This window comes from Malaciobacter sp., assembly GCF_055140965.1.
The window spans coordinates 20,034-33,272 of record NZ_JBSRRO010000015.1 but is presented as its reverse complement, the minus strand read 5'-3'; the positions used below and the strand labels follow the sequence as shown (position 1 = coordinate 33,272).

13 protein-coding genes and 1 tRNA gene are annotated in these 13,239 nt (G+C 26.4%); 8 read left to right on the top strand and 6 right to left on the bottom strand.

Annotated features, from left to right (window positions below; genetic code table 11):
* Window positions 1-82 precede the first annotated feature (82 nt).
* Entirely contained in the window at window positions 83-415 is a 333-nt protein-coding gene (locus ACTCCZ_RS06135) for a hypothetical protein (protein ID WP_079577796.1), read from the top strand.
* 6 nt (window positions 416-421) lie between these two features.
* Here ACTCCZ_RS06135 and selB read toward each other — a convergent pair whose 3' ends face one another.
* Together selB and selA are read right to left on the bottom strand one after the other, a co-directional pair.
* Window positions 422-2,263, bottom strand: coding sequence for a selenocysteine-specific translation elongation factor (gene selB, locus ACTCCZ_RS06130; protein WP_079577797.1), 1,842 nt, complete (start codon window positions 2,261-2,263; stop codon window positions 422-424).
* The gene (selA, locus tag ACTCCZ_RS06125; protein WP_079577798.1) at window positions 2,260-3,606 is read right to left on the bottom strand and encodes an L-seryl-tRNA(Sec) selenium transferase; all 1,347 of its coding nucleotides are present in this window, start codon (window positions 3,604-3,606) and stop codon (window positions 2,260-2,262) included. Before selA ends, selB begins: the two co-directional genes overlap by 4 nt.
* Before the next feature lie 53 nt (window positions 3,607-3,659).
* On the opposite strand from selA, the gene ACTCCZ_RS06120 reads away from it, so the two are divergent.
* Window positions 3,660-3,757: transfer RNA gene (locus ACTCCZ_RS06120), tRNA-Sec, on the top strand.
* Window positions 3,758-3,921: 164 nt separating this feature from the next.
* Here the strand turns inward: ACTCCZ_RS06120 and selD are convergent.
* Window positions 3,922-4,959, bottom strand: coding sequence for a selenide, water dikinase SelD (gene selD / locus ACTCCZ_RS06115; RefSeq protein WP_196778255.1), 1,038 nt, complete (start codon window positions 4,957-4,959; stop codon window positions 3,922-3,924).
* A gap of 240 nt (window positions 4,960-5,199) precedes the next feature.
* Between selD and ACTCCZ_RS06110 the strand changes: the two genes are divergently transcribed.
* Genes ACTCCZ_RS06110 through ACTCCZ_RS06100 form a run of 3 tightly spaced genes read left to right on the top strand, consistent with a single transcriptional unit; the run spans window position 5,200 to window position 6,883 of the window.
* On the top strand, window positions 5,200-6,297 hold the full coding sequence (locus ACTCCZ_RS06110) for a transglutaminase-like domain-containing protein (RefSeq protein WP_079577800.1): 1,098 nt from the start codon (window positions 5,200-5,202) through the stop codon (window positions 6,295-6,297).
* On the top strand, window positions 6,294-6,611 hold the full coding sequence (locus tag ACTCCZ_RS06105) for a transporter (RefSeq protein WP_079577801.1): 318 nt from the start codon (window positions 6,294-6,296) through the stop codon (window positions 6,609-6,611). Before ACTCCZ_RS06110 ends, ACTCCZ_RS06105 begins: the two co-directional genes overlap by 4 nt.
* Before the next feature lie 8 nt (window positions 6,612-6,619).
* Window positions 6,620-6,883, top strand: a complete 264-nt coding sequence (locus tag ACTCCZ_RS06100) for a heavy-metal-associated domain-containing protein (RefSeq protein ID WP_079577802.1) — start codon at window positions 6,620-6,622, stop codon at window positions 6,881-6,883.
* On the opposite strand, the gene ACTCCZ_RS06095 is transcribed toward ACTCCZ_RS06100, so the two are convergent.
* The 3 genes from ACTCCZ_RS06095 to ACTCCZ_RS06085 are packed head-to-tail and all read right to left on the bottom strand — an operon-like array spanning window position 6,880 to window position 10,266.
* Window positions 6,880-7,545 (bottom strand): response regulator, encoded by a 666-nt coding sequence (locus ACTCCZ_RS06095; RefSeq protein ID WP_079577803.1) that lies wholly within the window; start codon window positions 7,543-7,545, stop codon window positions 6,880-6,882. The genes ACTCCZ_RS06100 and ACTCCZ_RS06095 overlap by 4 nt on opposite strands.
* Window positions 7,535-9,124, bottom strand: coding sequence for a sensor histidine kinase (locus ACTCCZ_RS06090; protein WP_079577804.1), 1,590 nt, complete (start codon window positions 9,122-9,124; stop codon window positions 7,535-7,537). Before ACTCCZ_RS06090 ends, ACTCCZ_RS06095 begins: the two co-directional genes overlap by 11 nt.
* The gene (locus ACTCCZ_RS06085) at window positions 9,124-10,266 is read right to left on the bottom strand and encodes an ABC transporter substrate-binding protein (protein ID WP_079577805.1); all 1,143 of its coding nucleotides are present in this window, start codon (window positions 10,264-10,266) and stop codon (window positions 9,124-9,126) included. Before ACTCCZ_RS06085 ends, ACTCCZ_RS06090 begins: the two co-directional genes overlap by 1 nt.
* 181 nt (window positions 10,267-10,447) lie before the next feature.
* On the opposite strand from ACTCCZ_RS06085, the gene ACTCCZ_RS06080 reads away from it, so the two are divergent.
* From ACTCCZ_RS06080 to ACTCCZ_RS06070, 3 genes are all read left to right on the top strand, one after another.
* Window positions 10,448-12,127, top strand: a complete 1,680-nt coding sequence (locus ACTCCZ_RS06080) for a 4Fe-4S dicluster domain-containing protein (protein ID WP_079577806.1) — start codon at window positions 10,448-10,450, stop codon at window positions 12,125-12,127.
* Window positions 12,124-12,828 carry a TorD/DmsD family molecular chaperone gene (locus ACTCCZ_RS06075; protein WP_079577807.1) on the top strand — a complete coding sequence of 235 codons (705 nt, stop codon included), beginning with the start codon at window positions 12,124-12,126 and terminating at the stop codon, window positions 12,826-12,828. Before ACTCCZ_RS06080 ends, ACTCCZ_RS06075 begins: the two co-directional genes overlap by 4 nt.
* Window positions 12,829-13,029: 201 nt before the next feature.
* Window positions 13,030-13,236, top strand: coding sequence for a Tat pathway signal protein (locus ACTCCZ_RS06070; protein WP_079577808.1), 207 nt, complete (start codon window positions 13,030-13,032; stop codon window positions 13,234-13,236).
* Window positions 13,237-13,239: the final 3 nt, after the last annotated feature.

Genomic DNA, 13,239 nt, shown 5'->3' with positions numbered 1-13,239 from the left:
ATAATTGTAATCTTGCTTGGTTACATCTTAATAACACGAAAAGTAAAATTTGCTATAATTATTTTTATAATAAGGAAATCAAATGATAAAAAAAATAGTCTTATTGTTTTTATTACCTATTTTTGTGTATGCAATAAATGAAGCCGATGTAGATAAGGGGCAGACATATTATAAGTTTATACTCTATGAAAAACTTAACATAAAAGGTGAAGAGTTTACTAAACTTTATACACAAAAGCAATGGAGAGAACTTTTCTCAAATAATAGTAAGAAGTTTAAAGAAAAGTTTTCAAAAAATAGACAAATGAAAGAGTTTATGAATACAGCAAAGTTTGAGAAAATAGTTCCATACTTAGAAGCTTTTACTATTTATTATGCAAAAGATTCAAATGTAGTTGCACAGTGTGAAGAGTAGGTGAGTTTATACAAACTCACTTAAAAATACTCTTTTATTATCAACTTTTTTTATTTGTGAAAAGTTATCAAGATAATCAAGATATGCAATAAGATATTTTCTACTTAAAGGGTATCTTTCTTTAAAGTTTTTTATATCAATATATCCATCTTCTTTTATTATATTTTTCATTTCTTGAACAATCTTTGTTAAACTATTTGCATGAATAAATAAATTGTGTTGCATTCTAAAGACTTGTTTTTTTGAACAAAGAGACTTTAATATTGTATCTCCTAGTTTTCTGTCAATATCTAAATCATCATAGATATTATATGGAGCTGTTGGAGATAAATTTTCTTCTTCCAATCTTTTACTTACAACATCTTCTAAGTTTTTAGAAAAATCTTCTTTAATATTTGCATTTTTATATAAGCTTCTCTCTTTTACTAAAAAGTTTTCTTCTTCTAGTTCATCAAGAACAGTTTGTATAAAAGAACTACTTGCCCACTTGATTCTAAGTTTAATAGCTGCATTTGAAAGTAGGGCATATTTATTTTTAGTATAAATATCTTTTATTTGTTTTTTTATATACTCTTTTGTTTCTATTGGATAAATAACTAATTCTTTTTCATCACAAAATACATTTTCTAAATTTTTACCAAACTCTACTGCTTGGTCATGACTTAGTGCAAATCTTTGTGCTGAGGAGATTAATCCTAAACCTTTTTTATGAGCATCTAGTAAGATTTTGTATGATTGTTTATAATCAGCTTCATCTAAAGATTTTAAAAGAAATTTCTTTTGTGATTTTTTCATTGGATCATTTACACAGTTTAATACAATACCACCTGCTATTGTATGATTTGATTCTCTTAATATAATTTTTTCTTTATAAATACTAAAAAAAGGCTCTTTTGCTTTTATTGTTGCAAAGCCACTTTCTAAACTAGCAATTGAATCAAATAGTAAAACTTTAACTTCAACTTTTTTTGAACCTATAAATAAAGAGTAAGTTCTATTATGATGAAGTTGCTTTCCTTTTAAGCATTTAAAACTAATATCTAAAGTATCAAAACCTCTTAAGAAGCCTTTTTTAGAGATTAAATCACCTCTTTTTAAATCTACAGCTTTTATATTTTGAAGGTTTAATGCTGCCCGATTTGAAATATTTGCTTCAATTGCATTTTGATTGTGTACTTGAATATTTTTTATTCTTGTTTCTTTATTTAAGTGTGGAATAAAAACTTTTTCATCAAGTTCACATTTGTTTCCTAAAACTGTTCCTGTTACAACTGTACCTATACCTTTTACTGAAAAAACCCTATCTACATAATATCTAAAAAAGTTTTCTTGAGTTTTGTTTGTATTTTTTAAAGTAAATAGTTTCTCTTTTAATAACTCAATTGATTTTTCATCATGTGTTGAAACAGAAGATATAAACTTTAAATCAAAATCAAAATCTTCTAAAAACTCTTTGATTCTATTTTTTTGCAAGTCAAGTTCTTCTTTTGAAACTAAATCTTTTTTTGTTATTGCTACAATTAACTCTTTTACCCCAAGTAAACTCATAATTTCTATGTGTTCAACTGTTTGTGGCATAATACCCTCATTTGCAGCAACTACAAGCATAACGCAATCAAAAGAGAAAGCTCCTGCAATCATATTTTTTACAAGTTTTTCATGACCTGGAACATCAATAAATGCAATATTTTGTTGTGCTCTTTTTAAGTTTGAAAAAGATAAATCAATTGTAATACCTCTTTGTTTCTCTTCTTTTGTTTCATCACCTTCATAACCATTTAGTGCTTTAATAAGTGAAGTTTTACCATGGTCAATATGTCCAGCTGTTCCTATAATAATATTACTCATTTAAAAACCTTTCTTACTATTGCTATAATTTCATCTAATTCACACTCTTGAATACTTCTAAAATCAAATAAAACTTTTTCATTTTCAATTCTTGAAATTACTCCATTTTCTCTTAAAAGTTTTTCTATTTTATTTGGTTTATAATCTTTATATTCAATTGTAATTGCAATAGAAGGAATTTTTCTATTTGGTGTAGTTCCTCCTCCTATTAGTGTTTGAGTATTTATTACTTCACATTTACAAATATCTTCTAAAGAGTTTTTTACATAAGTTGCTCTTTTTTTTAGCTCATCTATTGAAGTATGAAGCATTTTTAAAGTAGGGATATTATCTAATTCATCTTTTAAATAAGAGTTTAAATGCTCTTCTAATAAACATAGCGTTATTTTATCAACCCTTAACATTCTTAGTAGTTGATTCTTTTTGATTTTTTCAATAAGCTCTTTTTTACCAATAATTACACCAGCTTGTACACTTCCTAGAAGTTTATCTCCTGAAAAACTTAAAAGTGAAGGATTATTTTCCATAATCTTTAAAATTGATGGTTCTTTTGAGTCAAGATTATATGGTAAATCAATCATATGACCACTACCCATATCAAAATAATCAATTACATTGTTTTTATTTGCAACTTCAATAATATCTTTTAATTCAACTTCACTTGTAAAACCCTCAATTGAGTAGTTTGATTTATGAACTTTCATAAGAATTGAAGTGTTTTCATTTATTGCATTTTCATAATCTTTTTTGTGAGTTTTATTTGTAGTTCCTATTTCTTTTAATATGGCTCCGCTTTGAGTCATAACTTCAGGAACTCTAAAACTACCGCCAATTTCAACAAGTTCACCTCTGCTTACAACAGTCTCTTTATTTTTTGAAAAAGTATTTAATATCAAAAAAACTGCACTTGCATTATTGTTTACAACAATTGCATCTTCACAAGCTGTAAGATTTTGTAATGCTTTTACTATATGAGAGTATCTTTCACCTCTTTTACCAGCTTGTAAATCATACTCTAAGTTATTGTAAGAGCTTGCAACTTTTTTTACTTTATCAAAACTTTCTTGACTTATTAGACTTCTTCCTAAATTTGTATGTACAATAATACCTGTTGCATTTATTAGGTTTTGAAGTGAAGGTTTTGTTATTTTTTCATATTCATTGATTGTATTTTTTATTAACTGATCTTCACTAAAATTATCAGTTTTATTTGAAAGTATATCTTCTCTTAATTGGTTTATTTGCTCTTTTGCAATTTTTGTTATAAGTTTTAAAGAGTAATTCTCGAAAGTTTTGTTTTTGATAAACTTATCAACTTTCGGAATTGATTTTAGTAAATCCATTTTTTGCCTTTAGAATCTTTTAAATTAATATATAGTACAATTTCAAATCTTTTGGGAGGTATGTGATCCTGGTGGACACCACGGGCTTCAACCCCGATGTCTGGGCTAGTGTTAGTCTGGAGGTAGGTTCGATTCCTACACCTTCTCGCCAAAACTTCCCAAAAAAGTTAACTATTTTAAACTTAATTTGAAATTTCACTAAAAAATTATTATAAATTATTTTGAAAGATTATATCTTATACTCAATACTATAAAGCTTAATTTAGGTAAAAGTGATTTTACTAGTTTTAAAGATTAAAAGTGCAAGATGCACTTTTAATGAACGATAATATCTTTAGTTCCTTTTGGTATCACTTCTCCTATGATACACGCGTGACCTAAAGTTAATTCTTCTATTTCTTTTATATACTCTTTAGCATCATCTTTATTCATAGCTATTAATAATCCACCTGATGTTTGTGCATCACTTAATACTAGTTTGCAGTAGTTTGCAACACTACTCATAAAAGTTACTTTATCTTCTATATATTTTAAATTTTTCTTAGTTCCTCCTGGAACTACATCTTTTTCTGATAATTCGATTACTTCATTTAATACAGGTATGCTTTTACAATCTAAACTAAAAGTTACTAAATCATTTACACACTCTAATGCATGACCTAATAATCCAAATCCAGTAATATCAGTACAAGAACTCACCCTATATTTTTTCATAATTTTTGATGGTAAATAGTTTAATGCAGCCATTATTTCACTACATTTTTTCATCATATCCATTGGTAATAGATCTCTTTTAATAGCTGTTGTTAAAATTCCCATTCCTATAGGTTTTGTAAGAACTAGTACATCTCCAATTTTTGCTGTATTATTTCTAATTATTTCATTTGGATGTACCATTCCTGTAACACTTAGTCCATAATACATCTCTGGTGATTCAATTGTATGTCCACCAAGTAAAACACCTCCACACTCTTTTATTTTTTCATTTCCACCATTTAGTATTTCACCTAAAGCCTCTGTTGAAAGATTTTTTTTATCAAATCCTACTATATTTAAAGCTGTTTTAACTTCTGCTCCCATTGCAAATACATCACTTAATGCATTTGCAGCAGCAATTTGTCCATAAATATATGGGTCATCAACAACAGGTGTAATAAAATCAAGTGTTTGTACTATTGCTTGTGTTTCATTTATTTGATATACACTAGCATCTTCACTTGTATCAAAGCCTACTAAGATTCTGCTATCATTTGGTTGTAAGTTGCAAATAGTTTGTTTTAGATCCCCCGGACCCATCTTTGCAGCTCAACCAGCAGCTCTTACGAACTTTGTTAGTTGATATTGGTTATTCATTCTTTTCCTTAATTCTAAAATAATTATTGATATTTAATTGTAAAAATTATTTTACTTTTAATCATGTTAAACTTAAATTAAGTATAAGCAAGTAAAAATTCTCTATTAAGGTAGATTTCATATACACTATAATATTATTTTGAAGTAAATAAAAGTTCAAGGCCATAGGTTATGGTTGATTTAAAGTAGAACTTGCTTTATCTCTTATAATGAACTGTTCATTAAAAAGAGGCATAAAATATGCAAAGAAGAAGATTTTTAAAAAGTGCTGCAGTGCTTGGAACTACTATGGCAGTTACACCTACAATTGTATTATCTAATACAACAACAAATCCATTTGGAATTACAAAAAAACCAAGAAAATTTACAGTTACAAATAGTTATGATTTACAAACAAATGATCAAGTTGCTAGACTTTGGGTTCCACTTCCTTTAGATTCAAGTTATCAAAAAGTATTGAAAATATCATATGATGGTGATTTTGATGAAGCATTTATTTCAAACAACAACGAGTATAATACAAAACTTTTATATGCAAAATGGAATAAAAATTCTAAATCAAGAAAATTAGTTGTAAAATTTGATGTTATAATGCAAGAGCGAACATCAAATCTTTCAAAAGCTACAAATAGTACAAATTTCTCTGAAGATGTAAAACTATTTTTAAAGGGAACTTCTCATACTCCTGTAAATAAAACTTTAACAGATTTTGCAGCAAATCTTACAAAAAATTCAAAAACTCAATTAGAAAAAGCACAAGTTATTTATGATTGGACAGTTGATAATATGTATAGAGATGAAAGTGTTATAGGGTGTGGTGTTGGTGATGCTACAAGAATTATTGAGAAAAAATTATTTGGTGGAAAATGTACAGATGTGAGTTCTGTTTTTGTGGCACTTTTAAGAAATGCTGGCATTCCAGCAAGGGAGATTTTTGGGGTTAGAGTAGGTCAATCTAAAATTTCAAACTCTTGCGGAAAAGCAAATGATAAAGGTTTTGCAAAAATTACAGGTGGTCAACATTGTAGAGCAGAATTTTATGTTGATGGTGCAGGATGGATTCCAGCAGATCCAGCAGATGTTACAAAAGTTAGAAAACAAGAAAAACTTACGAATAGTGACAAAAAGATTAAGGATTTAAGAAAATATTTCTTTGGAAATTGGGAAATGAATTGGCTAGCATTTAATTATGCAAGAGATTTTGTATTAAATCCAAAACCAGCTCAATATCCATTAAATATGTTAGGTTATCCATATGCAGAAATGGATGAGGATGTAGTAAATTATTATAATCCAAAAGAGTTTGGATACTCTTATACTTCTCAAGAAGTTTTATGAGAAGTATAAGTTTAATAGTATCAGCAGTAATAACTGCTGTACTATCTACACTTTGTTGTTTACCAGCTTTTTTATTTCTTTTTTTTGGAGTAAGTGTTGGAAGTTTATCATTTTTGAGTGAACTTGGATATCTAAGAATTCCTTTTGGAATTTTAACTATATTGCTTCTTTTTTGGGCGTATAAAAAAAGTAAAACAAATATAAGTTGTGCTTGTGAGAACAAAGGAAAAGTTATAATGATTACAAGCTTATTTGCAGTTTTGTTTTTTCTATTATTATTTTATCCAGAGTTTTTAGTTTATTTTGTAGATTAAGGTTTTTTATGAAGAAATTATTATTGTTTATATTTTTGTCTTTAAGTGTTTTTGCTAAAGAAGTTGAAATAGAAGTTGAAAAAATGCATTGCCCTTTATGTACAACAATGGTAAAAAAAGCAATTAAAAAAGTTGATGGGGTAAATAAAGTTAGTGTTAAATTAAATACTAAAAAAGCTACAGTAAATTATGATGAATCTAAGACAGATATAAAAACTATCTTAGAAGCTATAAAGACAACATCATACGAAGGAAAGGTTATAAAACCTTAAATTTCTTCTAAGGCTAGTTCATTGAATCTATATGTTTTATGTTGAACTTTAACTAAAATATTCTTTTCTGCTAACTCTTTAAAAAGCTTAATTAATGTAGGCTTTGAAATATTTATATGATCCATAATATCACTATATGAAGCAGAAAATAGATTATTATTATCAAGGTTATTTATAATAAACTTGATTATATCAACTTGTTTACTATCAGTAATAGCTGAGATTGTTCTAATAACATTTGTATTTCTTCTTATCTCTTTTTCTTGAACAACAGGAAGTAATATATCATGCAATGAGTTTAATAACTTTTTTATATTAATAGGTTTAACTATATAATTTTCAACTTTTAGTTTAATTGCATCTAAAAGATATTTTGTATCTGTATGAGCTGTTGTTAAAATTGTTGGAATACATATACCTTTTTGTTCTTTTATCAATTTTAAAAAGTCAATTCCATTTTCATTTTCAAGTAAAATATCTGAGATAATAACATCAATTTTTTTATTTTTTAATATCTCTAATGCTTCTTTTGATGTTTTAGCTGCATATATATTATTTACAAAATCTTCAAGTACATCTGTTGTATGTCTTAATAAATCTTCATCATCTTCAAGATATAAAATATTAAATTTGTTTAATATATTTAAATCTTTATTTTTCATCATTTTCCTCTTTTAATATTGGTATTTTTATAATAAATAAACTACAGTTATAGTTTTTGTCTTTGTTGATTTTATGAATTATATTTTTTTGATAAATAGAACCATACATATGTTTTTCGATTATTTGTTTAGACATATATAATCCAATTCCTGTACCAGCACTTTTATATTTTGTTGTGTAATATGGTTCAAAAATTTTAGGAGCAATATCTTGAGGAATTCCTCCTCCATTATCAATAAAGTTGATTACTACATCATCTTTATATTGTTTTATAATTACTTTTATAATTCTATCATTTTTATTTATATTTGTGTATAAAGCATCTTTAGAGTTATTTATCAAATTTAAAAAAACATGAGATAATTCATTGTAAAAACTATTTATTTTTATATCTTTTTTCATTGTTAGGTAAGTTTTAATTCCAGCTTTTTCTAAAGCATATTTTGATAATTCAAAAGAGTGTTCAATACACTCTTTTACACTAAACTCTTTTTTTGTTTTATCAGGTGAAAAAAAGTTTTTAAAATCATCTAGGGTGTTAGACATATTTTCAGCTAAAAATAGGGCATCTTTTACTTTATCATCTATAAATTCATCTGTTAGTTTTCCAAGTTGCATTTTTGTTTGAAAGCTTTGTATAATCATAGTAATTGAACCAAGAGGTTGTCTCCATTGGTGAGCAATATTATTAAGCATCTCTCCTAAACTTGCAAGCCTTGCTTGCTGAAACATGATAATATCTTTTTTCCTATTATTTTTTACTTCTTGAACAACTCTTTTTTCAAGTGAGTTATTCAATTCAACTAACTCTTTTGTTTTGCTCTCTACTTTTGCTTCAAGAAGTTTATGAAGTCTTTTAAAGTGATTAATTAATAAAACAGAAAGTATTACTGAAAATAGGAATATTAAAACTATTGAAAACATTGATACTGTAATAATAACTTCAAAAACTTTTTCTGTATCTCTTTTTTCATTTAAAGCTAAGGTTAAATCATAATTTATCAAACTTGTAATATAGATATTTATTGCATTTATTTCAAGATGAAGTTTGGCAAACTCTTTTACAAGATTTTTATTGTGATTTGCAATTTCAAGATTATGAAGTCTTGCATTTATATTAATCATCTTTTTATCAATATTTTTAGAAATACTTTTATGTAGTGTCTCATTTTTGTAGTATTGATGTTGTGTAACTAAGAACTTTTTTATAAAATCACCAATATAAATAGCAGGTTGTTTTATATCTTTAGCTTTTTTATACTCTCTCCAGTTTGTTTGTATTAATTGTAGTGCAAGATTAATAACCTCTTTTGCTTGCGTATATGTGATATTTTTATTCTCTATATCATATAAAGTATCTTGAATATTTACTGTGTATGTATCTTTAATGCTTTCTAATTTTATTAAAGGTTTTGTTCTTTGTTCATATAACTTATCAAAATCATATTTAATAGAAAAAGTTGACATAAGTGAAAGAACAACAATACTTAACATTCCACCTGAAATAATAAATATTAATATATTTGTTTTTAGTGTAAAGTTAAAATTATCAAAATATGAAAGTATTTTTTTAAACATTATTTATTAATCTCTTTAAATCTATTGTTTTCATATGTAAAAAGATAAATTTTATTTAATAATTGCTTATTTTTAAAATCTATTTTTATTCCTTTTAAAGTATCTTTAGGAAGCTTTTCATAAGCTTTAATGAATTTTTCTTTAGTTAAAGCACCATTTATATCTTTTAGTGCTGATACTACAAGTTTAGCTGATAAAAAAGCTTCTAATGATATAAATCCAGGTTCGAAATTTTTATTGTATTTATTTAAAACTTCATAGTATTCATTTACTACAGGAATTGTTCTATCTTGAAAGTTTGGAACAACTTGGGAAAAAATCAAATTATTAGTATTGCTTTGTTTTAACTCTTTAATCATTGCATTAGCATCTCCAAAAGAGATATTACAAAATAGTGTATCTTTAAACTTTGGATTCTCTTTTGCTTTTTTTATAAATAGTGCATTTGCTTTATTTGCCCCTATCATTATAATTGCTTGGGGATTTGCATTTTTTATTTCATTGAATGCATGGCTTATTGAAAGGGTATTTCTTTTATAGCTTCCCTCTGCTACTAATTTTAATTTTCTTTTTTTTAAAGAGTTTATAACAGATACATATCCTTCTTCTCCATAATCATCATTTTGATAAAACACTGCAAATTTAGATATTTTTTTGTCATAATGTAAATATTTTATAAGCACTTCTATCTCTTCTTGATAAGAACTTCTAAAGTTCAAGAAATTATTTTGATTTTTATTTCTTAAAAAACCAGCTCCTGTAAAAGATGATACAAATGGAATGTTTTCAATTTCAACAGTAGGTAAAACACTTTTTACTGTTGGTGTACCAACATAACCAAAAAGAGCAAAAACTTCATCTTGATAAAGAAGCTTATTTGTATTTTTCATAGTTAGTTTTGGTTCATACTTGTCATCATAAATAATATACTCTATTTTTTTATTTCCAAGAAGCTTATTTTCATTTGAATAATTAAAATATGAGTTTGCTCCTGTAGTAACAGCTTCTCCCCACTCTTTGATTACTCCTGTTTTAGGAATTGAACCACCAAGTTTTATGGAAGGGTTTCGGTACTCTTTATCTTTAAATATGAAATAGATTGTAAGTAAAATTGATACTAATATAAATAGTTTTTTCGTCATGAAAGTATTTTACAAAAAAAATGTTTAATATCTACAATTACCAAGAAATAATCTTTTAAGGGGTTTGATTTAAGTAGCACAAGCTTTTTGTTAAATCGAAAGATTGATATTAAGTATGTATTAAGAGTATAAGGAATAAAATTAGGTAAAATTTTATTTACCAAAAAAAGAAAGGCGGAATATGCAAGAATTTGTATATTATAACCCAGGTGGGTTAGATTTTCCATTAGATGAATCTATTTATATAGCTTCAAATATTGAGGAAACAAAAGATGCTAACTTCTTAGTTTCAAATAGTACTGAAATTGATAGTGAAGTAAGTGCTGATGAAATTGATTTTTATATAAAAAATAGCAAAGATCCTATTTCAAAAAAAATTGAGAATGTTTATAAACTTTATGAAATAGCAGCAATTAAATTTGATTGTGCACAAGATATTACATATACACAAAAAGTAGGAAATAGACTTCTTCTAGTTGCTAATAGTGATGACGCAAAAGAGTTTATTTCAAGTATTACTCCTAATGAATTTGATATGTTCCATGTAAGTGAAGATATAATTAAATCAATTTCAGGACATATTGGAAACTTAAGTGTTGTTGTAGATGATGATGGAAAAGAAGTAGTTTTAAAAGTAGATCAGATTGTATGGTTTGATGTAAAACAAATGGGATTAAATCAAAGTGGAAGTTTTGATCCAAAGCAATCTTCTATAAAAGAGGTTATAAGTACTTTAAAAGCAAATATTGAAGAGTATGAGTATAAAAAATTTACTACTTATGATGCAAATATCTGCCAATATCATGAAAGAAGAGAAGAGATTTGTGGTAGATGTGAAGATGTTTGTCCTACTACTGCTATTATTAAAATCGATGATAAAAAACATCTAGAGTTTTCACAAATTGATTGTCATGGATGTGGTGGATGTATCTCAATTTGTCCATCAGGTGCATTGGATTATGCACCAATTCCTAGAGATTCAATTTATGAAATAGCAAAAGAGTATAGGGGATATATACCTTTAATAGTTCCTGATAAAATGAATATTTCAGAACTTAATATTGATTTAAAAGAGAATATTTTACCTTTTAAAATTGAAGGTGAAAAATTTTTACATGAAACTTCATTTTTAACAATACTTCAAGAAAGTGGTTCACAACTAGTTTTTTATACTGACTTTTTATCAAAAGGAAGTAAAGATGCAATTAGAATATTAAATGAAATTTATACTAAAAAATATGGAAAAAAAGCTATTTATGTAGCTATGAATGAAGAAGAGTTATCTCAAGCATTAGAAGAAGTTGATTTTATTGAAGATTCACAATTTTCTTACAATCAAGAAGATGAAAGAAAAAGAGAAATTTTTGCTGTACGACTTTCTGCATTAGTAGGCCAAGATGATTTAGGTGTAGTAAAAACTGGCGAAAATGTTCACTATGCAAAAGTTAATATCAACGAAGATAATTGTACTTTATGCTTATCATGTGTTGGAGCATGTAATGTGGATGCACTTAAAGCATACCCTGAAGATAATACATTAAGATTAAATCCATCTATTTGTACAGGCTGTGGTTATTGCGAACTTACATGCCCTGAAAAAGATTGTCTTACTATTGAACAAGATGTGATTGAGTTAAACTCTTCATGGTTTCTTGAAAGAGTAGTAGCAAAAGATGAACTTTTTGCATGTGTAGAGTGTGGTAAAGAGTTTGCTACAAAAAAAGCAGTTGAAAAAATTGCGAATATGATGGCACCAATTTTTGCAAGTGATCCTAATAAACAAAGAACACTATATTGTTGTGAAACATGTAAGCCAAAAGTAATGCTAGGAAGTGATGTTGTAAGGAATCAAAGAGTATGAAAAGTGAAGAATTGAATAAAGCAAGAGCAATCTACTATGGATTGTTCTGCTCGCTGTTTTCATTTATAAATGAAAAAAAAGAGTATGAAAACATAGTAAATACAATTGAGTTTTTAAGTTCGAATCCAATTGATGAGTATAGTGAAAAATCTTTTTGTAATATGAAAGAGTTTTTAAAAACAAAAGGAATTGAGGGATTAAAAGAAGAGAGCAATGATTTATTTTTTAGTCCAAGTACAACTTTTATTCCTGTTACTGCTTCATACTATTGTGAAGATAGAGATGATGGAGAAAAAAGAGTACAAATGACAAATCTTGTATTAAAATCAAAGTTTAGAAAAGATAATAATAATTTTAAAGAAGCAGAAGATCATATCTGTTTTATATTGAATTTTATTCAAAAATTAATAGAAGAAGATCTTTCTCAAGATAAAAATGAATTAATTTATGAAGTTTATACACAAGTATTAAATGAAATAATAGATAGTTTTATTGAAAAAATATATAAACATGAATCAAGTATATTTTATAAAGATGTAGCAGTAGCATTAAAAGTATTTATTGAACTTGAAAGAGCACTTTTAAATATAGCAAAGACAGATTCAAGTAAACATAGAAAACAACAAGAATTATTTCATCAAAAGAAAAAAGGTTTCACAAAAAGAGCTAAAAGAAACTTTGATGAGGTTACAAGTTTATAGTTTTTTTTATTTTTAAATATGCAAAAAATGCATATTTATAGAATATTTAAACATAATAAGTAGTATATAAAATTTATAAATTTTAAAAAATAGAGTCTTTTAATATGCAAATTTTGCATATTAAAAGGGATAAGTGAGCAAATGTGATTTATTGACTTATCTCTTTTTGATAAAAGAGAGAAAAATTGCTTGGAGGAAAGTATGAAAGAAGAAAGACGGAGTTTTGTAAAAAAAACTCTAGGTGCAAGTGCACTTGTAGCTGCAGGAAGTGCAATTCCTGTAATGGCAAACAGTACAAATAGTAGTGTTTCAAGTTCAAATGGTGTCGTTGTTGGAAAATCTCCTAAAAAAGAGATTTTATATAAAGAAACAGCTCAATGGGAAGCTTTTTATAAAGCTAGTTATTAAGGA